We start from the raw sequence: 24,830 nt of genomic DNA, 5'->3' as shown, positions 1-24,830 counted from the left end.
TCTTGCAGCTTGCAGCTTGCAGCTTGCAGCTTGCAGCTTGCAGCTTGCAGCTTGCAGCTTGCAGCTTGCAGCTTGCAGCTTGCAGCTTGCAGCTTGCAGCTTGCAGCTTGCAGCTTGCAGCTTGCAGCTTGCAGGTGATCACCCCTACGTCGAAAGTCCTATAAATAGGCAACCTTATTTTAGACTTCGCACATTAGAATAGCCGTAGTCATTTCTAAGACAGAGACGCCTTATATGCCAGATTCGGCTGACAGCACCAAGGTGTCAGATTTACCGTTGGATGAGTTAGTGGCCTGCCATGAGTGCGATCTTTTGATGCGCAAACCGCATCTCGCTCTCGGTGAGAAAGCCCAATGCGCACGTTGCGGTTATGAACTCTATGCTCACCGCCACAATGTGATCGAACGCAGCCTCGCCTTGGTAATCGCCGCCTTATTGCTCTATGTACCCGCGAACTTTCTACCCATCATGCAACTCAATCTTTTAGGCCAAGCGTCTCAAGATACTGTCTGGAGCGGTGTTGTTGGCTTGTTCGACACAGGCATGCAAGGTATTGCCGTGGTGGTGTTCCTATGCAGCATGGGGATTCCACTGCTCAAATTGCTGTGTCAGTTGGCAGTGCTGCTCAGCATCCGTTGGAACATCGGTCGCTCTTACGGCTTACTCATCTACAGGATTTATCACCATTTGAAAGACTGGGGCATGCTTGAGGTGTACCTGATGGGAGTGCTAGTAGCCATTGTGAAGTTGGTGGACATGGCTGAGTTAAGTCTTGGCCTTGGCCTCACTTGCTTTGTTAGCCTGCTGCTGGTTCAGGTCTTGTTGGAGGTGATCATGTCGCCTCACCAGATCTGGCAGGCTCTTTCAGGGGGGGAGAGCCATGCGCGCGCTTGATGCAGGCATCCTGATCTGTACTGATTGCCACGCCTTAAATCGGCAAGACAAAGACATTGACGAGCAAACGTGTACCCGCTGCGGTGCCTTGGTGCACGCACGCCGCCCCAATAGCCTGTTACGTACTTGGGCTTTATTGCTGACCTCAGCCATTCTTTACATACCGGCCAATCTGTTGCCGATAATGACCATTAACTCGTTGGGTCAAGGCAGCCCCAGCACAATCATGTCTGGGGTTATTGAGCTGGTGCAGCACGGGATGATCCCGATTGCTGCTGTGGTATTTGTGGCAAGTATTTTGGTGCCTACTTTCAAACTGGTCGGCATTGCCTTACTGCTATTTTCGGTACAGCGCCATCAACCGTTGTCGGCCCGACAACGAATCATCATGTACCGATTTATCGAGTTCATAGGTCGTTGGTCCATGCTCGATATATTCGTCATTGCAATTCTGGTTGCGGTGGTGAATTTTGGAAGAATTGCCAGTGTTGAGGCCGATCTTGGCGCGGTAGCCTTCGCCAGTGTTGTGATACTCACGATGCTGGCAGCTGTAACTTTTGATCCCCGACTTATTTGGGATAACACGGAGTCGGATGACGACCATGAGTGATTTACCTACCGCTAAAACCCGCCCAGCGTCTAATTGGTCGGCTATTTGGATTCTCCCAATCATTGCGTTAATCATCGGAGGCTGGCTGGGCTGGAAAGCCTACAGTGAGACCGGGATTGATATTCAAGTGCGCTTTGAAAGCGGTGAAGGCATCGTCGCTAACAAGACTGAGGTCGTCTACAAAGGCATGCCCGTGGGCAAAGTCAAAACGTTGGCCCTAGATGAGAGTGGTCCGAGCAAAGGAGTGACTGCCACCATCGAGATGGACAAAGACGTCGAGCAGTATCTCAAAACCAATACCCGATTCTGGTTGGTTAAGCCCAGCGTTTCACTGGCAGGCATCACCGGTCTCGAAACCTTGGTTTCTGGTAACTATATTGCGGTGAGTCCAGGTGAAGGTGAGCCATCAAGAAAATTCAAGGCTCTGTCGCAAGAACCTCCGCTGTCTGACGCCAAGCCGGGGTTACATCTGACACTTAAAGCTGATCGTCTGGGATCACTCAACCGTGGCAGCCCTGTGTTCTACAAACAGATTCAGGTAGGACAGGTCAAAAGTTACGTGCTTTCAGAGGATCACAGCACCGTCGAGATCAAAGTCTTTATTGAGCCGACCTACGCGAATTTAGTGCGCAAACATACGCGCTTCTGGAATGCCAGCGGCATTAGCATCGACGCTAACCTGTCCGGTGTGAAAGTACGTAGCGAGTCGCTGGCCAGCATCGTAGCGGGGGGGATCGCGTTTGCAACTCCCGAAAACCGTAAAGACAGCCCACCGACGGACCCAGAACTCCCGTTCCGTTTGTATGAAGACTTTGATGCTGCCCAAGCCGGTATCAAAGTCAAAGTTAAACTCAGTGACTTTGACGGCCTTCAGGCGGGTCGCACGCCGGTCATGTACAAAGGTATTCAGATCGGCAGCCTTAAGGCTTTGAAAGTAGACCCAGACCTCAGCAGTGCGAGCGCTGAATTAGCCCTAGATCCGCTGGCTGAAGATTACCTAGTAGAGGGCACTCAATTTTGGGTGGTTAAACCTTCGATCTCACTGGCAGGTATCACCGGCCTTGAAGCGCTGGTTAAAGGTAATTACATCGCGATTCGTCCTGGCGACAAAGGCAGCAAGCCTGAGCGCGAATTCATTGCTCGGCCCAAAGCACCGCCTCTTGATCTGCGTTCCCCCGGTCTGCACATGGTGCTGTTTACCGATAATTTAGGCTCGTTGGATGTCGGTAGTCCCGTTCTCTACAAACAGGTTAAAGTCGGTTCAGTACAGAGTTATCAGTTCTCCCGAACTAAAAAGCAGCTCATTATCGGTGTTCACATCGAGAAGGAGTACGAGGGACTGGTCAACGCTTCGAGCCGTTTCTGGAACGCCAGCGGCGTAACCTTAACGGGAGGTCTGACTAGCGGGATACAGGTTAAAAGTGAGTCCCTGCAAAGCTTGATGGCAGGCGGCATCGCCTTTGACACTCCGAAAGCCACCGCGCCTCTGGAAAAACGCATCCCGCGTTTCCGCCTCTATCCAGATCATGAGGCTGCCACGCAAGCAGGTGTGCCCATCACCATCAAAGTAGCGAGTGCAGAGGGTTTAAGCAGTGGGTCGCCCATCCGGTTCAAAGGTTTAACGGTTGGCACGATCGAAAGTGTCGACCTGAGTGACGACCTGCAATCGGTTCTGCTAAAGGCGCGTATCACGCAAGTGGCAGACCGAGTCGCACGGGCCGGTAGTCAGTTTTGGGTTGTAAAACCCGAACTGGGGCTGATGAAAACGGCGAATCTCGAAACTTTGGTCACCGGCCAATACCTTGAAGTAAAACCCGCGCCGAAGGGCCGCGCCTCACAAAGCAGTTTTGTGGCACTGGATCAAGCTCCAGATACGGTGGCACCTGAGGCCGGGTTGCGTCTGGTATTGAGTGCTGCTCGTCGTGGGTCTATCAAGGAAGGCGTACCCGTCACTTATCGTGAGGTCACTGTAGGAAAAGTCACAAGTTACGAGTTGGGTGCCACTGCTGATCGAGTATTAATCCACATCCTGATCCAACCCCGTTATGCGCCATTGGTGCGTAGCGGTAGTCGCTTCTGGAACACCAGTGGCTTAGGCGTAGATTTCGGTTTGTTTAAAGGTGCGACGATTCGTACAGAATCGCTGGAAACTCTGGTCCAAGGCGGAATTGCATTCGCCACTCCAGACGGCGAGCGTATGGGCAACCCAGCTCTCGCGCAGCAGACCTTTGCGCTTTTCGACAAATTTGAAGATGAGTGGCTGCAATGGGCCCCAAAAATTAAGTTGGGGAAATAGCCCCCCATCATTCGCCTCTGACTGAGTTTCCCCAAAGGCCGCGATCATTCCCATGATCGCGGCCTTTTTGCATTGGGCTATCGGCTAAACATCCTTTGCGATCAAATTTTTAAAAAAAACATTCGGAGAATTCCTACGTTGATTTTGAAGGCCGCGGGTTAACGTCTTATCAGTTTTCACCGTAGGGGGTTAGGGAGGGGAGTGTAAGCAAACGGAAGCTTTTATTGTTCCCTCGCTATAAAAACGCGGTAAAGACTCGTTTGAGTAGTAACTAACTTTAAATAAGGAAGTTTAAAGGACTAACGTTTTTTTCTTTTGTAAGCACTCATCAGTGTTTTTTAAAGACAAAAACTTGCCTCTAAAGAGCGGATGCTCAAATTTTTGATAATTGAATGGGAATACTAAAATGAAGTGCGTATTTAAAACTGCTTTGGCTTCTATGGTCTTGTTGGCGGGCACGGCCTCTATTGCTCAAGCGGCAGGTGCGGGTGCAGGAACTGTTACATTCGAAGGTGCCATCATTGAGGCTGCATGTTCTATCAAGCCTGAAAGTGTCGACCAAACTATTGGTTTGGGGCAAGTGGCCAAGTCGCAACTTGAGGCGGGAGGTGTTGCCGATCCTGAAGAGTTTTACATCCAGCTAGTGGGCTGCGACACCAGTACTCTCAAAACAGTAACCACGACTTTTACCGGTGCTGAGTCTGCTGCAGTTCCAGGAGCTTTGGGGATTGTCGGTACTGCCGGCGGTGCAGGCATCATGATGCGTGATGGTACGGGTTCGCAAATTGTGTTGGGTACGGCCACCAAGCCGCAAGTGCTTCAGGATGGAGACAATACTCTGTCTTTCGGCGCTTACTTGCAGGGCAGTTCGACAGTGGGCGCTGTTACACCGGGTCAGTTTACAGCCGTCACAAACTTCTCATTGGCTTATCAATAAGCGTGTGCCCTGCCACTGAAAAGTGGCAGGGTCTAGTTGATGGGATATATAACGTGAAAGCACTTTCACCGATGGCTCTAACAGCCTCGCTTGTATTGATATCGATTTCTTTTAATACCGTGATGGCTGCAGGTCAGGGCAGTGGCGTTGTTACGCTGGGGGGGGAAATCGTTGATACGGCCTGTGCGCTGGAAACCGGCAGTGCATTTCAAATTATAGAAATGGATCCCGTGCCTGTTGGTCGGATGATTCGTGAAGGTGAGGGGGATCCTCATTCCTTTTCATTGCGCTTGGTCAATTGCTCGCTATCGCGTGAAAACCCCAATAGACCGGGTGAAAGTTTGCCTGATTGGCAGCATGTCAGAGTGACTTTTGAAGGCGTATCGGATCGTGAAGGGCGCTCATTTGCCGCTTTTGGTTCATCCCGAGGCGTGGCGTTACACATCCTCGATGAACTGGGCCAGGAAAGTGCTCCCGGCGTGCCAATGCCAATGGTTGCGCTCTCTTCAAGTAAAGAACAGGTCCTTCATTACACCCTTCGATTGGTCGGCAATGACCAGCCTATGTCTGTGGGCAGTCACAGTGCGGCGGTGCGTTTCAGGCTGGAGTATTACTAATGAATGGGCTGTATTCCCTGCTGACCTCGTCGGCAGTTAAAGCGTTGAGCCGCCCGGTTTTTATGGGGGGGCTTATGTCGATAGGAGGCGTCGCCATGGCTGCGGATATTCAATTCAATACCGACATTCTGGACCTGAACGATCGCACCAATATCGACTTGTCACAGTTTTCCCGCAGCGGGTTTATTTTACCGGGTGTGTACCCGATGAGTGTTCAACTAAACGCTCAGAACTTGCCCGAAAAAAGGGTGGCATTTATACCGCCGGACAATGACCCTAAAGGCAGCGAAGCGTGTTTGACCCCGGATTTAATTGAGCAGTTTGGTCTTAAGGAAGACAACCTCGGCAAGCTGAACTGGTGGAAAAATGGAGAGTGCCTGGATATCCGTAGCTTGCCGGGTATGGAGGTCAGTGGCGATTTAAGCACCTCGACGTTATACATTTCTCTTCCGCAAGCCTATCTGCAATACACCGCACAGAACTGGGACTTACCCTCGCGGTGGGATGAAGGCGTGCCCGGTGTATTAATGGATTACAACATCACCGCTCATTCGATTCATCAGGATGAACGTAACGCGCAAAACGGATTCAGTGGTAATGGCACATTTGGCGCCAATGCCGGGCCTTGGCGACTACGGGCCGATTGGCAAGGACGCGTGGATGATGATGCTACGCAGCGGACACAAAAGCTGGAGTGGAGCCGTTTTTATGCGTATCGAGCATTGCCTGCACTGCAAGCGCGCTTGATGCTGGGCGAAAACTACCTCTATTCAGACATCTTCGACAGCTTTCGTTTTACCGGTGCGGCTCTCAACTCCGACGACAGTCAGCTACCGCCCAACTTGCGCGGCTATGCCCCGGAAGTCGTTGGTGTGGCTAAAACCAATGCCAAAGTCATCATCAGTCAACAAGGTCGTGTCTTGTATGAAACGTTGGTGGCGGCGGGTCCTTTTCGCATTCAAGACCTCAATGACGCTGTGTCAGGCACCATGGATGTACGAATCGAAGAGCAAGACGGTTCGGTCAGTACTTTCAAGGTCGACTCGGCCAGCGTTCCTTACCTGACGCGTCCTGGCTCCGTGCGCTACAAACTGGCCGCGGGGCGACCGTCCGCCTTGCATGATGGCCAGGATGGCGATGTCTTTGGCACCGGTGAGTTTTCTTGGGGCGTGACTAATGGTTGGTCACTGTATGGCGGTGCCATCACTGACAACAACTACCAGGCCTTTTCGGTGGGGGTTGGTCGGGATTTATTGGCGTTTGGCGCCATCTCTCTGGATGCCACGCGGTCTCAAGCCGACCTTAGCAATGAAACCCTAAAAGGGGCTTCTTATCGCCTGAGTTATTCGAAAAACTTTGTCGAGTACGACAGCCAGGTCACGTTCGCCGGGTATCGCTTTTCGCAAAAAGACTTTCTGAGCATGAGCGAGTACCTGGACGCTCGCAATTACGACGGCCCGGTTGGCAATAACAAGTCTTTGTACACCGCGACCTTTAATAAACAGTTTCGTGATGCGGGGCTATCGGTCTATCTCAATTACAGCAATCAGTCGTATTGGGATCGTTCAGACACCCAACGTTGGAACTTGGCGGTGGCGCGCTACTTCAGCATGGGCACCATCAAAAATGCCAGCGTGTCGCTGAATATGTTTCGTACTCAGGAGCGCGATCAGGCTAACAGCGATGGCATCTACGTTTCGGTCACTCTTCCGTTGGGCCGTTCGGGCTCCTTCTCGTCAGGCATGAACCGTTCCCAAAATAAAAACACCTATTCGGCGCGTTACAGCGATCGCCTGAATGAGCGCACCAACTATCAAGTCACGGCCAGTGACAGCTCGGTCGGTGGCTATCTGAGTCATATAGGCGATAGCGCCGATATTGATCTGAGTGCCAGCCTAGAAGAAAACAATTACACCAGCCTCAGTTTTTCAGCCCGTGGCGGCGCGACTGCAACGGCTAACGGTGCCGCTTTGCACCGCAGCAACAGCATGGGCGGTACACGACTCATGGTCGACACCCTCGGAGTACCCAAAGTGCCGGTACGGGGCTATGGCAACTCAACGCGTACCAACACGTATGGTAAAGCCGTGATTTCAGACGTCAGCAGCTACTACCGGACCGCCGCCAGTGTCGATTTAGAAAACCTGCCGAGCAACGTAGAAGCCACCCAGTCAGTGACCCAACTCACCCTGACAGAAGGCGCAATCGGTTACCGCACCCTTGAGGTAATCGCCGGTGAAAAAGCCATGGCCGTGTTGCACCTAGCGGATGGCAAGACACCGCCCTTTGGCGCCACGGTGAAAAATACCCGGCAACAGGACACCGGCATTGTGAATGACGGCGGCAGTGTTTACCTCAGCGGCATGCAGCCTGGTGGCCAAATGATAGTCAGTTGGGGAGGGGCTGAGCATTGCACGGTCACATTGCCTGACGTTCTGCCAACTGACGGTTTGAGTTCAGCGCTGAGTCTGTTGTGCCACGCCGTAACACCTGACAAAAACGCTGCGCCAGCCCCGACCACGGTGGGCACCCCTGACACTACGGAGAATCCGCCCTCATGACATCCCGCACACGTTTTATCCCGCTGGCGTTCGCCGTTGTGGCAATTTGCCTTAGCCCCAGTGCTTACGCGGCCATTGGCCTAGATCGAACCCGAGTGGTGTTTGATGGTGCCAAAGACGCCGTCAGCATGAACATCGTTAACAACAATACTGAGCTGCCCTATTTGGCTCAGGGATGGATCGAGGATGAGCAAGGCAACAAAATCACTTCGCCCTTGACGGTACTTCCGCCCGTTCAACGTCTAGAGCCCGGAAAGCGCAGCCAGGTAAAAGTGCAGGCCTTACCTGGTGCCAAGCTACTCGCTCAGGACCGTGAAACGGTTTACTACTTCAACTTGCGGGAAATTCCGCCGCGCAGTGATAAAAGCAACACGCTGCAAATCGCGTTGCAAACACGCATCAAACTGTTCTATCGGCCGGCTGCCATCATGCCGAGCCAGCAAGAACTGTCTAATCCTTGGCAGCAAAAGATGACGCTGACCCGTGAAGGTAATCACTACAAGGTCAACAACCCGACGCCGTACTACATCACGCTGGTGGATGCGCGCAGCGGCAAAGAAGCCAAAACGGCTGCCGATTTTGAGCCGCTCATGGTGCCACCCAAAGGCTCATTGGTGCTTGGTCCCAGTGCTGCTGCACTGGGGGCTACGCCCTACCTGACCTACATCAATGACTACGGCGGGCGTCCGACACTGGCGTTCATCTGCAATGGCAATAACTGCACGGTCGACCTTAAAGCGTCGCCGAGTAATGAATAACAGCCGTTGCGGGAGAACGTCATGAAACGTTGCTTGATCATCGCATTGAACGGTTTTTTGTTGGCGACACAGGTTCAAGCAGCTGATGAGCCCGTGTTTGGCCGCGACGGAATGCTGGATATTCGGGGCTCTCTGCACCATGCCCCATGCATTCTGGAGATGACCTCGGCTTATCAAACTGTTGACCTAGGGGTTGTGCCGCGCAGCGACTTGCAACGCCCGGGTGACATGGCGCCACCCGTGGCATTCCAGTTGCGCTTTATGGATTGTCGTCGGATTGCCGGTGGATTGCCCGATGCGCGCAAGTCGACGATGGTGTGGAGCCCTTATGAACCGGTGTTGTCAGTAGCCTTCGTGGCACCAGCGGATCCCGATGACCCGCGTCTACTCAAGGTCAAGGGCGTCACCGGCATGGGGTTGCGTGTGACCGACGAACTGGGGCGCGACATCCGCCTTGGCGCATGGGGAGCTCCTTTATTCCTGACCCACGGCAGTGATGTCGTGACCTGGCATGTTCAACCCACACGAACGTCGGCCCCACTCACTAATGGCGCATTTCGGGCCGTAGCGGATTTCAGGCTCAACTATGACTAATCAAAACCTGATCAACCAAGCGGCAAAAAAATGTGCGCTGCTGTTATGCGCTGCCGTGCTGTGCATCATGGGTCAAAACGCCCAGGCGGAACTTTCTGTGGCCATCCGGGGCACGATCATCGCTCCTCCGGCGTGCGTCATAAACAGTGGCGGCATTTTGGACGTACCCTTTGGCGACAACCTTATGACCACCCAGATCGACGGCGTGCAGTATCGAAAGCCTGTTCAATACACCGTTGTCTGTACCGGCGGTGGCTCGGATGCCATGACCCTCACGTTGACAGGCGTTGGAGCACCATTTGATGCGCAGTCCCTGGGCACTAATAAAACCGACCTCGGGATTAAGTTGTTTATCAATGGCGCGGCATGGCCACTCAATACCAGTGTGAAATTTACCTACCCCGTGTTGCCCGCGCTGGAAGCGGTTCCTGTTAAAAGGTCCTCCAGTACCTTAGCGGCCGGTGCGTTTTCTGCAGCAGCCACCTTAGTGGTTGCATCTCAATGATGAGGAACCCGTTATGAAAATTTGGCAACAGCTTTTACTGTCCGCTGCGTGCTACATAAGTATGAGCCCCAGCGCCTCAGCCAACCTTGCCTTTAATGGCACCTTGGTGGAGCCGCCCGTGTGCACCATCAACAGCGGTAATACGATCACCATTGACTTCAAAGATGTAGGGGTCAATAAGGTCGATGGCATCAACTACAAGCAGCCCGTGAACTACACGATTGACTGCGCTGGCAGCACCTTGCCATGGGAAATGGTGTTGACGGTCAAGGGCACGGCCACCGCGTTTGATCAGGCTGCTGTGCAATCAAGTGTGGCTGATCTGGGTATTCATATGGTGCAGGATGGTAAGCCGTTTAATCTCAACACGCCTATGGTGATCAACCCGTTGACGCCTCCTGTATTGGAAGCTGTGCCGGTAAAACTTGTTGGCTCAACGCTGAGTTCAGGGGGCTTTGACGCCGCCGCAACGCTGCTGGCCGAATACCAGTGAGAGGCTTGGGCCATGGAACATCAAACTAAAACTTCGAGGTGGCAGGTGGCAGCAATGCCCCTAGTATTGGGCGCTGCACTGCTGACAAGTGCAGAAGTGCAGGCGGCAGACAACTTGAATTTTGTCGGTAATCTGGTGGTTGAAGCCTGCACCATTCGGCCGGGTGATGAGGCACTGAAGTTGGAGTTCAGAGACGCTTACAGCCATGAGTTGTATTTAAACACTCGCACGCCAGGGCGGGCATTTGAAATCCATCTTGACGGCTGTGATACCAGTATTGCAGATTCGATTACTACGACATTCAGTGGTATTGAAAACGCTGAATTACCGGGGTTATTGAAGTTGGACGGTGGCAGCAGCGCCTCAGGTATTGCCATAGGCATCGAGACGCCCGCCAACAAACCATTACCCTTAAATGTTGCCAGTGAAAAACAAGCCTTAAACGATGGTTCGAATGTTATCTCGCTCAAGGCTTATATCAGAGGTGAGCCCAAAGCTATTGCCGATCGCCTGATAGTGGTTGGCGTTTTTACAGCGACCTCAACATTCACCTTGGATTACCAATAAGTCAGTGAGTGCTTAATATTATTCTGGCGTGCTGCAAGAGCCTTTGTGAGTGAAATATGTAAATAAATGCTATAGCTGATCGGTATTTAGTGGGTGCTTGATAGCGAGGTAGGCAGTTGTGGCGTTAATGCTAAAGGCGATTCAAAGTAAATAAGGTGTGGCGATAGTTTTTTACGTGGCATCGTGGCACGGTACTTAATTTTTAACTAAGTAAAGCCGTGCATTGAGGTGTTCTACAAGTGAGTGTTTGGCCTGGCTCAGGCGGGTTCCAAATACTTTGATGAAAAAGAGATTGTCATGAAATATACAGTTGGGATGTTGTTGTTATTTAAGCAGGCGGACCTGGTTGTATTCAGGGTTTTCTACCACCGCTTTCGTCTGTTCGGGCTATATATGCTTAAACACACTGGCAGCACGTTAACGGCTGTTTGCATGATGAGCGTCTTTATTACTCCAAATAGTGCCACGGCCGATATTGTCTATCCAAGTGGTTATCTCGCGACGATTGGCAACCCAGGTATCTACGTAGAGCGTTGGGGGACTACAGGCGGGTCGACGCCTGGCATCGTAACGTGTCCCGCCGCCACGTGCTATGTCGGGATAGCGCATCAGTGGCGCAACACCACTACCCATCCGGGATACTACTGGGCCTTTATAGGCAGGAGGTACATTTCTGTACCTGCAGGCACCCTATGGGACGAGGCTATACGCCAATGGATTGAGGTATTCGGTAGGTCGGGCAGCGGTTCGCACAGTTGGTATTTCAGCGCTGGAAACCTTATAAACACCTGCATGCGAGCCACTGCGGGCGGTTTAGCGCCTGACAATATCCCTTTGCCCGCGACGTGCGGTGTGATATTGCCCGCGCCAGCAAAATGCGACTTCACAACTCAGGCTATCACTCTTGATCATCAAACGATTGACAAAAACTCTGTCGACGGAAACACCGCTAGCACCAATTTCACTGTCAACTGTTCTGCCGCGGCGCAGATCGCCGTGGACAACGTACAAGGTAACGGGCCTACTCAGGTTCTTCCGGGCATAACATCCACCCTGCAAATAGACGGACGCCCACTTGGCACAAGAATACAATTGCCGTCAGGTACGAGCACGCACACAGCGAGTTCGACACTCCGTGACACGGGGGCGGCATATGGCGACTTTAACGCGTCTATTGTGCTGCGCATCACAATCTTCTGAGGCAACCAAAACGCACAGGCTTGAGTGCACTTTTTCTACTGATACTGGCCTATCCATAACCCTTTATGCACGACATGCCAGAACTGGCTTTACCGGGATCGGGCCACTATGGCGGTATTGGGTACTTTTATGAGTGCCTCTATTTACCTCTAACGAGACACTTCAATGAAATATACAATCGGTTTTTTTTTGCTGTTACTGGGTACTTCAGTCTTGGCTTCAGAGTGTCGAGTCAATGGAAGTGACTGGCGGTGGATTCCCTCGACCAACATACTCGATGTTCGAGTCACGGTGAAAGCGACCCCGGGAACAAGACGCATCCTGTTGGATGGTTATACGTTCGAGTGCAAGTTTTCTAACGATAGCGGGCTTCCCAATACCGCTAGGGATTTCTGGCATACCACCATGGGCGGCGTGAGGCCGGGGCCGAAGTTGGTAGGTTACAACATAGGGCTGAATGTTCAAGGGACAGACCATGATGCACCTGTATCGTCGGTCCTTATTGCAACCTTGTTTAACTATGGGTCGCCCGCGAATTTAATGACTTATATGTATGTCATTAATCATGGCAGCCCACAAAACCCCATTAATATACGTTACAACGACCTGCTCGGTGAGATGCTCTTAAGGCAAACCAATAACACAGGAAAACCCCCTGTGCCTCTGATCACACTTAGACTGATCGCCAACAATGACCTCGTTATTGAACCCTCAACCTGCACCATTAATGGCAATCGACCTATCACGGTGGACTTCAATAGCGTAGATCGCTCGCTTATCGGCGAGTCACCTTTGACGACGAACATTCGTAAAGACGTGCGGTTAGCCTACTCATGCCCAGATCCGAATGTCACCCGGCCTATTAAAATTACAATGAAAGGTCAAGCTTCGCTGTTCAGTAGCGATGTATTGGCCATGAGCAATCCCAATCTGGGTGCAGGCTTATTACGTAATGGAGCAGTTGTAAAACCTCAAGGCTCCTTTAATACCAATATTTACAACAGTTCAGGCGGCGACGATGTGGTGTTTGTCCTCACGCGTAAACCCGGCACTGAGCCCACGACCGGCGCGTTTTCAGGGAGTGCCACACTGGTGATGGGATTACCGTGATGGAGTGAATTCAGATTTTTGCAGTTTGATTGGTTTACGAGCAAGCCCTCCAAATAGAGAGTTTGCTTGGCGCCGTCCAATCTATCTTTTTGTGAAAACGCCTGTCGCTAATTGGCGTTCTGTCGTCCAGGCTTTCTTTAAATCGAACTACCCCATCGTAAAGTTGCTTTATTAAGTGAGGTTGAAACCGCTATCGCCGCTTACACGGTGGGTGATCTATCTACACCTCTTATGATGACTGACCCATAAGCCGAGCTGCAGGTCGCACAGTCTTTTGATCGGGTTTTGGTCGTTGATTCAAACGGCCTAACCTACGTTCGATACACCTCAATCACTTCCAGTACGCGTTCCATCGCCTCATATTGCTCATCGACGCATTGTGCCAACTGACTCCAATTTGAGCTCAAGCAAGCGTGTTCAAGAGTCTCGCAGCAGCGGGCCAGATGCCGGGCTTTGATCATCCTTGCGCCACTTTTGACTTTGTGTGCAATTTCACTGAGCACTGTCAGGTCGTTTTTGGTGAAGGCCTGGATCAGGCTTTCCATGTCGCTTTCAAGGCTGTCGATCAGGGGTTCAAGCAGGTGACTCAAGGCACTGGCGTCACCATTGGTTAATTGCTCCAGCACTTCAAGATCAATCAATTGGCTTGAAAGGGGAGGATCAAGATTGTTTTCCAATGCCACCGGTGCCAAATGGGCGGAGGCTAATCGCGCCTCTAAATGGTGCAAGCTGATGGGCTTGAACAGGCAATCGTTCATCCCGGCACCCAGGCAGCGCTCAGACTCTCCGGTTTGAGCATTGGCGGTAAAACCGACAATCAAGATAGGGGCAATGCCACGCTCAACTTCTTCTGTGCGTATGGTGCGGGCCAACTCGTAGCCATCCATAACGGGCATGGCGCAGTCGGTCATGATCATGTCGAACCGTTGGGTTCTCCAGATATTTAACCCCTGTGCACCTTCTGCGGCTTCTACAGCACTATGCCCCAGGTATCCTAATTGTTGGGTTAGCAACCGACGATTTGGCGGGTAATCATCCACCACCAACACCTTCAGAGGCTGGGTTTTACAAACTGGAGCAGTCACGGGCGTAACAACGGCTGTATGCGACAGCAAGGTCACAATGGCCAGTTGCATATTGATGCAAGTGCCTTTGCCCAAGGTGCTTTCAAGTGTCAAGGTGCCGCCCATCATGTCGCACAATTGGCGACTGATCATCAGCCCAAGTCCCGAGCCTCCCGGTTTTTGAAGATGCGTATTCACCTGCGAGAAAGGTCTGAATAGCCGGTCCTGATCGTCGCTCGAAATCCCGATCCCCGAGTCTTTTACCTGGATAAAAAGATGAAGTCGTTCACCATCGTCGGCACGCTTGGCTTGCACACTTAAGCGGACCTGACCGCTCTCGGTAAATTTGATCGCGTTGCTCAGCAGGTTCGACAGGACTTGCCGAAATCGCAGCGGATCAATCAACACATCGGTATTGATTTTCGGGTCCAGCTCAACGCTCATCTGCAGGCCTTTTTGCTGGGCCATGGCCTCGAAGACCCGCACTATGGAGTGCACCAATGTCATCAAGTGAGTGCGCTGCTGATTGAGCGACATACGACCGGATTCGATTTGCGCGATGTCCAAAATTTCACCGATCAGTTGAAGCAGACCATGGGCTGCCTCGGATGCCACATTGATCGAGTCTTTATCGGCTACACCTTGTTCAGCTTTCTTCAAGGCCAGTTCGAGCATGCCGATCACTGCGTTCATTGGCGTGCGAATTTCATGGCTCATGGTGGTCAGAAAATCACTTTTCGCTAGGTTGGCCTGGTCGGCGTGATTTTTGGCTTCTTTCAATTGTTCGACCAATTGCTGGCGTTCACTGATATCAATCCAGCCGCCGATCATGCCCACCACAGCGCCATCACTGCCCCGATACGGCAATACCCAATGGTAAATAGTCAGCACACGGCCGTCCGGTAGGGTCAGTGGGTGGTCGCGTAATAACGGATGCCCCTCACGCATCACATCCAAGTAGTCGGTGTGAAACTTCTCGCTTTGTTCTTTGGGGCTGAACGCGAGCTCAAGCAGACTCTTGCCGATGACGGTTTCGCGACTGACACCAAACGTTTCTGAATACACCTCGTTGCAGATTAGTAAACGACCTTCACGATCACGCACATAAATAGGATGTGGAGTGCCGTCGATCAGGGTACGCATAAAGGCCAACTGATCATTTAATGCACGCTCGGCTTGGTCACGCTTTTGTACCAGCCCGCGTAAATAGGAAATCCACACCACCCCTACGATCAAGATGCCGATCAAGACTACGATGATTTTTACAACGGTGGACCGGTTGCGCACCCAATAACGATTGTCCAATACCACCGCGCTCTGCCACCGGTTGGTCATAGCGTCCATTTCTTCCGGCGGGATGCTGGTCAGCGCTTTACCCATGATCGAATACAGCTCGGGGGCACTACTATTGACGGCGAGGGCAAACTGCGCGGGATGAATGCCTACCGTACTGCGGATTCGGAGTTGGCCGCTGTACTGCTGCTTAATAAAATATCGCGCGCTAATCAATGAATTGATCGCGCCGTCGACTTCGCCTTTGGCGACCATTGCCATTGCTTGTGCCGAGTTTTGGGCCGGCACCAAGCGCACCTGGGGAAAGTGTTGTATCAAGTACGCGTGCACAACGCTTTCGAGCACCAGAGCGACAGACTTACCCGCTAGATCGTCGAGGGTCATCGCGCTGTTGGGCTTCAATGGCGTTACCAGAACAAAAGGCGTGGTGAGATAGGGCTTGGTAAATTTCAAACCCTCTTCACGATGACTGCTGGGAGTAATGGCGGGTGTGAGATCCGCTTGGCCGAGTTTTACCAGCTCGGCCAGGTGCGCCACTGATTGGCTACGCATTACGTCAAACTTTAGGCCGGTACGGGCACTGATCTTGGCCAGCAGATCGGCCGCTAGGCCACTGAACTGGCCATTCTCATCAAAAAAATTAAAGGGCAAAAAATCGTCGATAATTGCGACCGTCAGCCGCGGATGTTGCTCGAGCCAAAGCTGCTCTGACGGTGAGAAATGTAACAATCCACTGCCCACGAACTTCATCCCGCTCACCCCCCATCGACTGAGGATGGTGTAAGTCTCATCACTGGGAATACGCGCCAGTGCCGCATTAATCAGACGTAGTAAACGGGGGTTGGGATGGTGCACCGCAAAAGTAAAAGGTTGCCCATCCAAGGTGGAGAAATCATTCAAATAAACGTTGTTCAGGTAGTTCTTATTGATCAAGTAGTTGGTACTGATCGCGTCCCCCAAGTACAGATCGGCTTGGCCAAAAGCGACCGCCCCGATAGCCCCCAAGGTCGAGGCGTAGAGTTGCACATCTGCTTGTGGATAAACCGCTTTGACCTCATCAAGCGGTTGGTAATGGTAGAGCATCGCCAGCCGCAGCCCTTTGGTTAGCTGCTCGTCTCGCGGGTTACTACCAATACGCGATACTAAAACCGGCGTATCCAATGCATAAGACGAAGAAAACGCTAATTGTTTATCCGCCATCTCATACCCATTGGCGGTTCCCAAGAGGTCAATCTCTCCCCGTTTCAAGGCTGAGATAACATCTTCCCGTGAGTCATATCGACGCACGTTGATACTGACCTGCAACAGATGGCTAAGGAGCCCTGCATAATCAGCCGTCAGACCTTCGAAGTAATCACTGCCCGTTGAAATATCAAAGGGCGGGTAATCAGGGGCTGACGTACCGAGCGTTAAAGCGCCTTTGGCCGTGAGCCATCGCCGGTCTCCGTCGCTCAGGTCTAACGGCGCGCTGTCAATCTGTGAGCGAGCCAGCAACTGCAGATCCGTAGGATCGGCTTGGAGCGAAGACGATATACATAGCGAGAGACATAAAAAAAGGCTTAGCCAACTGGGGGTAGTCATTCGACAAGATTATTGCGTTTGGCAAAATCAGCCAGGTAGACCACGGACTTGATATTAAGCTTGTTGAGTAAGCGGGTTTTGTAGGTGCTTACGGTTTTTTCACTGAGTAGCATCACCTCAGATATCTTTTTATTGGATAACCCTGATACTAAATATTGCAGTGTTAGAAACTCTCTGTCAGAAAGTGTTTCGATAAGTTGTAGGTCGCTTTTATTATCTTCGTCAGATGAGGAGACGTCGGCTTCAGAGTCATTTAAATAAATACGACCGCTCATCACGTGGTTAATCGCATTGCTTAGAGCATCCACGTCTTCGGTTTTTTCAATAAAGCCAATTGCTCCCGCTCTAATACAACGGTCAGCAAAAAATGTAGATCCCTTAGAGGTCAGCACTAATACTTTTATGGGTAAGCCGAGAATACTTAACCGTTTTAATACTTCAAGCCCATCCAGCTTGGGCATCGACAGGTCTAGCACAATCAAATGCGGCACATGGGAGCGAGCCAGGTCCAGTGCCGTTGCTCCGTTATCCGTTTCTCCGGCTATTTGAAAATTGGCTTTTTCCAAAATCAACCTGACAATTCTACGAATAAAGGGGTGGTCGTCTACGATAAGGGCTTTACGCATGATATCTCCTACAACTTCTCAAGAGTTCTTTGTAGGCCTTTGTTTTCGATACTCACGGGCGTGTGAAAGCAAAGCGTTTTGATGTGTCGAAATATAAACAGTGTTGCAATTTATAAGTATTTCTGTTTTTGCTTGTGTCAATTAAGTCCGGGTGTGGGTTGTAGAAAAGTTTAGACGGTTTTTTGCCAAGTGATTTCACAGGGCCACTAATTTATAGTTTATGCATTCTGCCGTTTGTTTGCTTTTTAGTTGGTAGGAATTTTCTGAAAATTTAAATTTATTTTTTATTCGCGCCTGAGCTGAACTAAAAGACAGATTGTTAGGCGCACGTGCTCTGCTTTCTTACGCTTGGCAAGATCGCAATCCTTATGCGTAGGCATAAAAAAGGCCGCGATCAGTCATCGCGGCCTTAGCTTGTACAGAGCCAATAACGTTCAGACTTGGTCCCGCTCCAGCAACGGATTGTCTATCGCTGCGACCGATTGCACCTCGTCATGGCGACGGATGTACTTCCAGTCATCTTCATCAATGTAAATCCCGTTCGGGCCACTGCCGCCTTCTAGGTCAATGGCCACATGGGCACAGACCTGCGGTTTCACACTCGCCAGAATTGGGACAAACCCCAGTTGCAAACTGGTTTCCAGCAGTGCTGTTTGGTTTCTCTCGTCAATGTCTGCGGCTTCATCGAGGTAATACGGCAGGCGAATACGCCCGGCCAGATCGCGATCCATCAGGTGCAGCAATAAATACATGTTGGTCAGCGCCTTGATGGTCATGGTCGTACCGTTGGACGCGGCGCCGTCAATATCGGTGTGAATCACCGGCTGACCGTTCACCTTAGTGATCTCGAACGCCAGCTCAAACAGATCCTTGAGCCCTAACTGATTGTGGTTGGCGGCCACCAGGCGTGCCAGATACTCCTTGGCTTCTTCGTTCTTGTTGTCTTGCTCGGCACTCTGGCTGAGGTCGAACACCGACAACGTTTCGCCTTCTTCGTACTGGCCCGCGCTGTGGATAATTTGGTCGATGTGCTTGAGCGCTTCTTTGTTGGGGGCCAACACGATGCGAAAGCTCTGCAAGTTCGACACTTGGCGTTTGTTGATCTCGCGGTTGAACAGCGCCAGTTGATGCTCAAGGCTGTCGTAGTCGCTGCGAATATTACGCAAGGTTCGGGCAATGTCCGTCACCGCGGCCCGACGTGCTTTGCCCAGAGTCAGCGCTTCTTCACTGCGGTGGGCATACGCGTTGATCAGCAGTTGCAGGCGGCGCTCCATATCGTCTTCGCTGTCGAACTTGGCCACGCCTTTGAGGCGAACTTGCGCATACAAGGCTTCGATCTGGCCATCACAGCGCAGCAAGCCTTGCCAGGTGTCCTGATAGTCGTTGAGCAATGGCAGTAGGTTGTCCATTGAGTCGTCGACCGGGTCCATAAACGGCGTACCGAACGGCAAGTCGGCAGGTAACAGCTGGCGCCGACGCAGGCTGTCATCCAGCGTGCGCTGCTTGGCTTCCATGTCACCCAATTGACGCGAGACTAATTGGAGCTTGGCCGACAGCTGTTGCACGCGCTCGGTGAAGGCATCGCTGGAGCGTTTCAATTCATCTTGCGCGGCTTCGAGCTGAGCCAGTTGCTCCAGTTTCTCGCCTTCTTCAGCGCTCAAGGTTTGGGCGCGGCGGAAGTCTTCTAATGCCTTCTGTGCGTCCAGTACATGTTGATACAGCGACTCGGCCTCACTCTTGCTGGCCGCTCGGTCGGACGTCACCGCTTGCTGAGTTTTCAGTTGCTTGAGTTCTTTTTCCAGACGCTCTTTTTGGTCGCGCAATGCGGCGCGATCAGCCAGCGCTTGTAGGGCGGGGGGCTCAATGTGGGTGAGGTCGATGGACAGGCCCGGCGCTTCAAAACGTTCACCCTTAAAGCGATCAAGGATCGCTTCCAACGATTTGACCCACGCGTCGCCGTCATCCAGCGCGATGCCTTGCTCGCCCAGCGGCAGGCTGAACAACGCGCTGTTGAACAGGCGCATCAGGCGTTCTACATCCTGTTGCGAAAATTCTTCACGCAGGCGGGCGTAGCTGTTGTTATCGGCGTGGTCGAGTTGCTGCCTGACCGATTTCAGGCGTTTTTCCAGGTCACGCAACCGTTCGTCCAAATCTTCGGCACTAAACTGCCGCGACTGCGACAAGGCACCTGCCAACTCGTCGTGAGCGTCTTTGGCCGCCAGCAGCTGCTGCTCCAGCCCTTTCACATCATCAACCAGCGCAAAGCGATGTTTGAGCACTGACAACTCGCCCAGCCAACGCTGAATACCGGTGATTTCACGCTCCAGCCGCATCAGTTCTTGAGTGCTGCTGCGCTGATCGTTTTGCAAGGTGTCTTGTTCGTTGCGGTAATGCTCGGACTGAATCAGCAATTCTTCCTTGCGCGCCCCGGCATAGTCCTGCCAAGTGCCGAGTAGCGAATCGAGGAGCGGCGAAAGGCGATGCAGCTTGCCGCGTAACAGATCGCGCTGGCGAACCCCCGCAGCCAGCGACTCGACCAACGGCCCGGCGCCGACCAGCGCGTTGTAGTCCTGCTCCATGCGTCGTACATCGCGGAAGGCTTCTTCGCACGCTGCGATGTAGTCCACGCTGCCCGAACGGAGGCTGTGTTCAAACGCATCCAGAAACAATTGTTTGAGTTTGGCGGCGGTAATTTCGCGCATGTGCAACAGGTTGATAAACAGCGCCCGGAAGGTTTTCAAGCTCTGCTCGCTGGTGGAGCGCAGCGGGATCAACGTCAGGTCCAGCGGGATCGACGTATGCCCACCGACCAACAGGCGGCGTAGTTCATCGGGCTTGAGTTCGTAAGCTTTAAGTCCGTTACGCTCAAGGTTGCTGAACAACTCTTTTTGCCGCAGGCAGGTGTCTTCTTTTTGGTAATGGGCCAAGTCGAGTTTGCCGGCATAGGCAAAAAACTGGTGCCCGAAACCGCCACCGGGGCCGCGTCCGACCACGCCAATAACATGCGGGCCGTGGGGCAAAGAGACTTCAACGAGGATGTAGCTGGTGTCTGAAGCAAAGTAGAAGCGTCGCGACTGTTCGAGGCTGTATTTGCCGAAACTCATGTCTGACATGCGTGCCAGAATCGGGAACTGCAAGGCGTTGATTGAGGCCGACTTACCGAGGTTGTTGGCGCCATACACCGACAGCGGGTGCTCAAGCGGAAACAATCCCAAGCTGTAACCGGCGGTATTCAGTAGGGCGAATCGGCAAATTCCGTAGCGTTCTTGGCTCATGCGTCCATCTCCTGTTGCTCATCGGCAATGGCGCGGGCCAGTGCCGCCTCTTCGTCCTCTTCCTCAATTTCGGTGTCGTCATCGACTAACACGGGCGTCGGCAACGGCAAAATACTGTTCAGGCTGGCGGCCAGATCGCGGTCTTGTTGTACAGACAGGCACACATCAAGGAAGCGATGCATCGGCGGCAGAAAACGGTAAACACCGTTGTCTTCGCTGGCAAACCCGAGCTGGGTCATGCGGCGCATGATCTTCTCTTCCAGCTCGTCTTGGCTGGTGACTTCGGCCTGTACAAACAGGTCACGGTATTTTTCCAGCAACGAGGGCAACTCATCGCGGCCCAAACTGCCGCCATCCAGCACAGCAATCGGGTCACGGCCTTGATCGGCCAAGTGTTCAACGAGAATAAACGTGAACAGTGCCAGACGTTGCGCGGTCTTGTTCACCTGCCCAGAGGCAATGGCCGTGTCGGGCACGAAGTAATAAAACCCACGGGTGTCGCACACCAGTTCAAACCCGAGCGCCTTGAACAGCGCGCGGTATTGGTCCTGAAAGTTAGACAGTTGCGCGTACAGCTCCGGGTCGCGGCGGCTGACGTGGTAACCCTTGAACAGCTCGCGAAAAATCGGCGCCAGTTGGGACAGTTCAGAAAGATCAAGATGCATGGAGTGGGCTCGCAGATGTCTCGGTCGCGTCATCGCTGCGTGAAAGCAGAGCGAAGGAACGCAGGCTGACTAAGTGTTCGTGGGTGCGGTATTCACGACGTTCAAGGCGCTCGCGGACGAAGCGTTTTTCTCGCGACAGGCGCGAGAACCAATACAGCAATTCGTCAGTGTCACCGTTGGGTTCTTGAGCCAGCAGCCAACTCATTAAGTCCGGCATGGGTAACGCGTCGCTGCAACGGTCGAGCATTTCCTTAACCGTGCGTGGGGCTTTGGGCGTCTCGCCGCGATGAACTTTATGGGCCTTGGGGAAGCGTGTCGGTTTAGGCTCAAAGCGAGCCAGCGCGTACACATACGCCTCAACCTGGCTGGCGCTGCCCAAAAAGGTGCTTTGCGGGCGGGTAAACATCGGCATCGCCGCTTGCGGCACGGCGTCCAGCCCTTTGCGGCGAATAGCCGCCAGCGCCAATGCCGCGCCACGGGTGACCGCATTATGGCGGCGTGCTTCTTCACGCAGCGGCAACAGCAGTTCGCGGGCATGGCGCAAGGTGAGCTGGGCGCTGGTTTGCATCTCCAGAATTCGTGCATGGGTGCGCAGCAGCATGTCGTCGTCCACCAAGTGGCCGAGGCGCTGCTGTTCGCTGAGCATGCGTAGCAGCACGTTCTCGACTTTACGTACGCCTTGTTCGAAAGCGCCGTCGGCGTTCACCAGCTGAATCATCGGTTCGACGTATTCGTCCCATGTAGCCAACACTTCGGCATAACGCTGGCGCAATGGGATCTGCCGGTCGCTGGTCTTGGCCCGCTCAGCCACGGCCACCAGCGCCTGTTCGTCATTGGCGAGGTTTTTCAAGACATCGCGCACTCGCATGTCGAGCAAGCGCAGTTGGCGCGCCAAGTCATTGCCATCGCGAATATCGAAAGCGTCTTGGATGTAACCGGCCAGTCGCTCCAGATGGCGCAGGTAGGCTTCAATTTCCAGGCACAGCCCGAGACGATGCTCACGGCGCAAATACGCGAGGAAGTCGTGGATTTGGGCATTCAGCTCGAAGCGGTTGGGGCTCTTGGCCACCGGCACCAGAATATCCAGACGGATCCAGCTGTCGAGTACGCTGGTGACGTCTTGCGGTGTGCTGTCTAACTGTTGGGCGGCTAATTGCAGGCGCAATTCGCTCAGGCTCAAGGTGCCTTGGTCGAAGTGTTCACACAAAGGCTCAAGGAGTGCCCAGTGTTCGGCGAGGGCACGTAAAACGCGCTTGGGTTCGATCATGGGAGGGCCGGTCGATTGCCATTGAAAGGTCGCGATTGTACTGCAACACAGGTTTGAGTCATTACATGGCGTTAAGAGGCGGGAGGCGTCAAACAACCGTTGGGCCATCAACAGCAGGCGAGAAGGGCAGAAGGGCGGTAGAATCGCGGCTCTTTAGTTATCCACAGATGGCCGACCTTTGTTAAACGAGTCCCGCCGCCGTGCCTATTTGACTGCCATGCAAGTGGTCAGTTGGGTACCGCGTACTGAGCTTCCGTTTGCCGCACCTTCGCGGCCCGAACTGCTGGTGCTCCCAGAACCGCCACTCGCGCCTGAAGTCATCAAGCCTTCGGCTAAGCCTGTGGTTGCGCCGAGCAAGCCTGCTGAGCGGCCAAAAATAGAAGTGCCAAGGCCATCGGTGACGCCGCGACCTGCGAGCAAGCCTGTGGTGCAAGCCGAGTCCGCTCCTGCAGCGGTCAAGGCAACGCCAATTGCGCCCCCGCGCTTTGCGTTGCAGCTACTGCGCGCCGGGCGTTGTTTGGTGCTGGTGGAGTTACCCACAGGCGGCGCTTTCCAAAGCCGCGACCCGGCTTATTTATTGTTAAAAGATATGTTGCGCGCCGCCGGTTTGCCTGACAGCCCGCAAATCATTGGTGAACCTGTGCGTTGGCCGTTGCTCAGGCGCGGCACCGTCGACCAAGGCCCGCAAGCCGCACGTGAATTCGTACAAGGGTTTGTCATGGCCCGCCTTGAAGAGGCCGAGTGCGCCTGCTTGTGGTTGATCGGTTTGCCAGCCGTACGCTTTGCCGCAAATGTGGACGCCGAAGCCTTTAACACTGAACTTGAAATCGAAGGGCTGGGTTGCGCGTGGGCGCTGCCGGGTCTGGAACTCTTAATGGATGAGCCGCACCGCAAAGCGGATGTTTGGCAAGCAATGCGCAAGCTTTTGGCGCGCTGGAAACAAAACGATGAGTGACGCAGTAACCTTCCGCGCAATGACCGAGGCCGACCTTGAGGCGGTACTGAAAATTGAATACGCGGCCTTCAGCCACCCTTGGACCCGCGGAATTTTTCTCGACGGGCTGGGTAAATATCACATGTGGATGATGTTTGAAGGCGAGCAACAAGTAGGGCATGGCGTGGTGCAGATCATTCTTGATGAAGCGCACCTGCTCAACATCACCGTCAAACCTGAAAGCCAAGGGCGTGGATTGGGCCTCAAACTGCTTGAGCACCTGATGTCCATTGCCTATCAACATAAAGCGCGTGAATGCTTCCTCGAACTGCGAGACAGCAACACCGCCGCCTTCAAGTTATACGAGCGTTACGGCTTCAACGAAATCGGCCGCCGCCGCGACTACTACCCGGCGGTTGATGGGCGTGAAGACGCAGTAGTGATGGCTTGTACCCTCGTCGACTAACGGCGCAGCCTACAAAAGTGAACAACCTTGACCGGCTCGCGCTATCAAATACCCGTAGGAGCTGGCGCAGCCTGCGATCTTTTGATCTTCCAGCGCAAAAGATCGCAGCCTTCGGCAGCGCCTACGAGAGGCTGTTATTTACGCGGGCGTCCCACCGGATCAAGGTCCGCTAATTCGGCTTCATCCAGCCCTTTCCCCGCGCCAATTTCATCCTCATCGACCAAACGCAATTCTTGATCTGCCGGGTCATCGCTGCCTTCAGCCGCTTCTTTAGCATCTCGAGCGCCATCTTCGCGGATGAGCATTTCCTGTTCCAAGTCATCGTCGGCAAAATCGCCGTCTATGTCTTCATCAGGCAAAGCCGCGCCGTTAAGTCCTGCACGACGCCCGGATTGACCGGCTACGTGTTTGGCACGCTCTTCATCGGTAAACAGATCGCTGAGGCTCTCGTGAACCTCATCATCTTCAAAGTTCAACGGCTCGACCGAACCCGAGCGCTCCTCCAGGTCGTCCATCT

21 protein-coding genes are annotated in these 24,830 nt (G+C 53.1%); 15 read left to right on the top strand and 6 right to left on the bottom strand.

Annotated features, from left to right (window positions below; translation table 11 throughout):
- Positions 1–234 precede the first annotated feature (234 nt).
- The 13 genes from AQS70_RS18865 (at position 235) to AQS70_RS23440 (ending at position 13,142) form a co-directional block, all read left to right on the top strand.
- Entirely contained in the window at positions 235–894 is a 660-nt protein-coding gene (locus tag AQS70_RS18865; protein ID WP_055104262.1) for a paraquat-inducible protein A, read from the top strand.
- Positions 881–1,504: a paraquat-inducible protein A gene (locus AQS70_RS18860; RefSeq protein WP_055104261.1), complete on the top strand. Its 624-nt coding sequence runs from the start codon at positions 881–883 to the stop codon at positions 1,502–1,504. Before AQS70_RS18865 ends, AQS70_RS18860 begins: the two co-directional genes overlap by 14 nt.
- Positions 1,497–3,800: a PqiB family protein gene (locus AQS70_RS18855; RefSeq protein ID WP_055104265.1), complete on the top strand. Its 2,304-nt coding sequence runs from the start codon at positions 1,497–1,499 to the stop codon at positions 3,798–3,800. The genes AQS70_RS18860 and AQS70_RS18855 overlap by 8 nt, the downstream gene beginning before the upstream one ends.
- Positions 3,801–4,206: 406 nt before the next feature.
- The gene (locus tag AQS70_RS18850) at positions 4,207–4,737 is read left to right on the top strand and encodes a fimbrial protein (RefSeq protein ID WP_055104260.1); all 531 of its coding nucleotides are present in this window, start codon (positions 4,207–4,209) and stop codon (positions 4,735–4,737) included.
- A 53-nt stretch (positions 4,738–4,790) separates the two neighbouring features.
- Entirely contained in the window at positions 4,791–5,354 is a 564-nt protein-coding gene (locus AQS70_RS18845) for a fimbrial protein (protein WP_338152643.1), read from the top strand.
- Complete coding sequence (locus AQS70_RS18840) at positions 5,354–7,915, top strand: outer membrane usher protein (RefSeq protein ID WP_082428160.1); 2,562 nt, start codon at positions 5,354–5,356, stop codon at positions 7,913–7,915. The genes AQS70_RS18845 and AQS70_RS18840 overlap by 1 nt, the downstream gene beginning before the upstream one ends.
- On the top strand, positions 7,912–8,673 hold the full coding sequence (locus tag AQS70_RS18835; RefSeq protein WP_055104258.1) for a fimbria/pilus periplasmic chaperone: 762 nt from the start codon (positions 7,912–7,914) through the stop codon (positions 8,671–8,673). Before AQS70_RS18840 ends, AQS70_RS18835 begins: the two co-directional genes overlap by 4 nt.
- 21 nt (positions 8,674–8,694) lie before the next feature.
- Positions 8,695–9,267 carry a fimbrial protein gene (locus AQS70_RS18830; protein WP_055104257.1) on the top strand — a complete coding sequence of 191 codons (573 nt, stop codon included), beginning with the start codon at positions 8,695–8,697 and terminating at the stop codon, positions 9,265–9,267.
- On the top strand, positions 9,260–9,772 hold the full coding sequence (locus tag AQS70_RS18825; protein ID WP_082428159.1) for a fimbrial protein: 513 nt from the start codon (positions 9,260–9,262) through the stop codon (positions 9,770–9,772). The genes AQS70_RS18830 and AQS70_RS18825 overlap by 8 nt, the downstream gene beginning before the upstream one ends.
- Before the next feature lie 13 nt (positions 9,773–9,785).
- Positions 9,786–10,265, top strand: coding sequence for a fimbrial protein (locus AQS70_RS18820; protein ID WP_055104256.1), 480 nt, complete (start codon positions 9,786–9,788; stop codon positions 10,263–10,265).
- Positions 10,266–10,319: 54 nt separating this feature from the next.
- Positions 10,320–10,832 (top strand): fimbrial protein, encoded by a 513-nt coding sequence (locus tag AQS70_RS18815; protein WP_241492867.1) that lies wholly within the window; start codon positions 10,320–10,322, stop codon positions 10,830–10,832.
- Positions 10,833–11,075: 243 nt separating this feature from the next.
- On the top strand, positions 11,076–12,032 hold the full coding sequence (locus AQS70_RS18810) for an MrpH family fimbial adhesin (RefSeq protein ID WP_156355225.1): 957 nt from the start codon (positions 11,076–11,078) through the stop codon (positions 12,030–12,032).
- Positions 12,033–12,197: 165 nt separating this feature from the next.
- The gene (locus tag AQS70_RS23440) at positions 12,198–13,142 is read left to right on the top strand and encodes a fimbrial protein (protein ID WP_082428158.1); all 945 of its coding nucleotides are present in this window, start codon (positions 12,198–12,200) and stop codon (positions 13,140–13,142) included.
- Between the two features lie 311 nt (positions 13,143–13,453).
- On the opposite strand, the gene AQS70_RS18800 is transcribed toward AQS70_RS23440, so the two are convergent.
- The 5 genes from AQS70_RS18800 to mksB all read right to left on the bottom strand — a co-directional run bounded on the left by AQS70_RS18800 (position 13,454) and on the right by mksB (position 22,913).
- Entirely contained in the window at positions 13,454–16,993 is a 3,540-nt protein-coding gene (locus AQS70_RS18800; protein WP_241492866.1) for a transporter substrate-binding domain-containing protein, read from the bottom strand.
- Positions 16,994–17,076: 83 nt separating this feature from the next.
- Positions 17,077–17,706, bottom strand: a complete 630-nt coding sequence (locus AQS70_RS18795; RefSeq protein WP_055104251.1) for a response regulator transcription factor — start codon at positions 17,704–17,706, stop codon at positions 17,077–17,079.
- 434 nt (positions 17,707–18,140) lie between these two features.
- Positions 18,141–20,981: an Mks condensin complex protein MksF gene (mksF, locus tag AQS70_RS18790; RefSeq protein ID WP_055104250.1), complete on the bottom strand. Its 2,841-nt coding sequence runs from the start codon at positions 20,979–20,981 to the stop codon at positions 18,141–18,143.
- On the bottom strand, positions 20,978–21,646 hold the full coding sequence (mksE, locus tag AQS70_RS18785; protein ID WP_055104249.1) for an Mks condensin complex protein MksE: 669 nt from the start codon (positions 21,644–21,646) through the stop codon (positions 20,978–20,980). Before mksE ends, mksF begins: the two co-directional genes overlap by 4 nt.
- The gene (gene mksB / locus AQS70_RS18780) at positions 21,636–22,913 is read right to left on the bottom strand and encodes an Mks condensin complex protein MksB (RefSeq protein WP_055104248.1); all 1,278 of its coding nucleotides are present in this window, start codon (positions 22,911–22,913) and stop codon (positions 21,636–21,638) included. Before mksB ends, mksE begins: the two co-directional genes overlap by 11 nt.
- Positions 22,914–23,091: 178 nt before the next feature.
- On the opposite strand from mksB, the gene AQS70_RS18775 reads away from it, so the two are divergent.
- Complete coding sequence (locus AQS70_RS18775) at positions 23,092–23,868, top strand: SPOR domain-containing protein (protein WP_055104247.1); 777 nt, start codon at positions 23,092–23,094, stop codon at positions 23,866–23,868.
- Positions 23,861–24,313, top strand: coding sequence for a ribosomal protein S18-alanine N-acetyltransferase (gene rimI / locus AQS70_RS18770; protein ID WP_055104246.1), 453 nt, complete (start codon positions 23,861–23,863; stop codon positions 24,311–24,313). The genes AQS70_RS18775 and rimI overlap by 8 nt, the downstream gene beginning before the upstream one ends.
- A gap of 134 nt (positions 24,314–24,447) precedes the next feature.
- Here rimI and AQS70_RS23795 read toward each other — a convergent pair whose 3' ends face one another.
- On the bottom strand, positions 24,448–24,828 hold the full coding sequence (locus tag AQS70_RS23795) for a hypothetical protein (RefSeq protein WP_055104245.1): 381 nt from the start codon (positions 24,826–24,828) through the stop codon (positions 24,448–24,450).
- Between the last annotated feature and the right edge of the window lie 2 nt (positions 24,829–24,830).

Source organism: Pseudomonas endophytica (assembly GCF_001411475.1).
Classification (GTDB): Bacteria; Pseudomonadota; Gammaproteobacteria; order Pseudomonadales; family Pseudomonadaceae; genus Aquipseudomonas; species Aquipseudomonas endophytica.
This window is presented reverse-complemented; position numbering and strand designations above follow the sequence as displayed.